Origin of the sequence: Brevibacillus sp. GCM10020057 (genome assembly GCF_042683565.1) — a bacterium.
GTDB lineage: Bacteria > Bacillota > Bacilli > Brevibacillales > Brevibacillaceae > Brevibacillus.
The window spans coordinates 1-772 of record NZ_JBHUJW010000017.1 but is presented as its reverse complement, the minus strand read 5'-3'; the positions used below and the strand labels follow the sequence as shown (position 1 = coordinate 772).

Below are 772 nucleotides of genomic sequence, written 5' to 3'. Positions count from 1 at the left end.
AGAGATGCGCGTTTAGGTTACGCGACTGTCACGCCCTATGGTCAGCCTTCCCAGACTGTTCACCTACGCGCATCTTTTGTAACTCCATGTGAGACGCCCCACAACCCCGCCGGGTAAACCCGACGGTTTAGGCTCTTCCGCGTTCGCTCGCCACTACTGACGGAATCACGATTGTTTTCTCTTCCTCCGGCTACTTAGATGTTTCAGTTCACCGGGTCTGCCTTCTCATCACCTATGGATTCAGTGAAGGATACCATCCCATTACGGATGGTGGGTTGCCCCATTCGGAAATCCCCGGATCAAAGCGTGCTTACCGCTCCCCGAGGCTTATCGCAGTTCGCTGCGTCCTTCTTCGGCTCCTAGCGCCAAGGCATCCACCGTGTGCCCTTAGTAACTTAACCACAATTGGTCAGCACTAAAACGTACTTACAGTTTAAATCCTTAGCATACATGCAGTTTCCAGTTTTCAAGGAACATAATGGTTGTTGGTTTTGGTGGAGCTGAACGGGATCGAACCGATGACCTCCTGCTTGCAAGGCAGGCGCTCTCCCAACTGAGCTACAGCCCCATCATGCCGAAATCGGCAGTATTCAATCGTTGGAGGGCGATACACCCTCAAAACCGGAAAGAATGCAATCTGTGTTGGTATTCCTTAGAAAGGAGGTGATCCATCCGCACCTTCCGGTACGGATACCTTGTTACGACTTCACCCCAGTCATCTACCCCACCTTCGGCGGCTGGCCCCCAACCGGGTTACCTCACCGACTTCGGG

1 tRNA gene and 2 rRNA genes (1 of these 3 cut by a window edge) are annotated in these 772 nt (G+C 53.1%); all 3 read right to left on the bottom strand.

What is annotated here, in order from left to right:
* A 23S ribosomal RNA gene (locus tag ACFSO0_RS19760) occupies positions 1-401 on the bottom strand; its annotated part reaches 427 nt to the left of the window's first position; the annotation flags it as partial.
* Between the two features lie 91 nt (positions 402-492).
* A tRNA-Ala gene (locus ACFSO0_RS05020) sits at positions 493-568 on the bottom strand.
* An 88-nt stretch (positions 569-656) separates the two neighbouring features.
* Positions 657-772, bottom strand: a 16S ribosomal RNA gene (locus ACFSO0_RS05015); the annotation flags it as partial.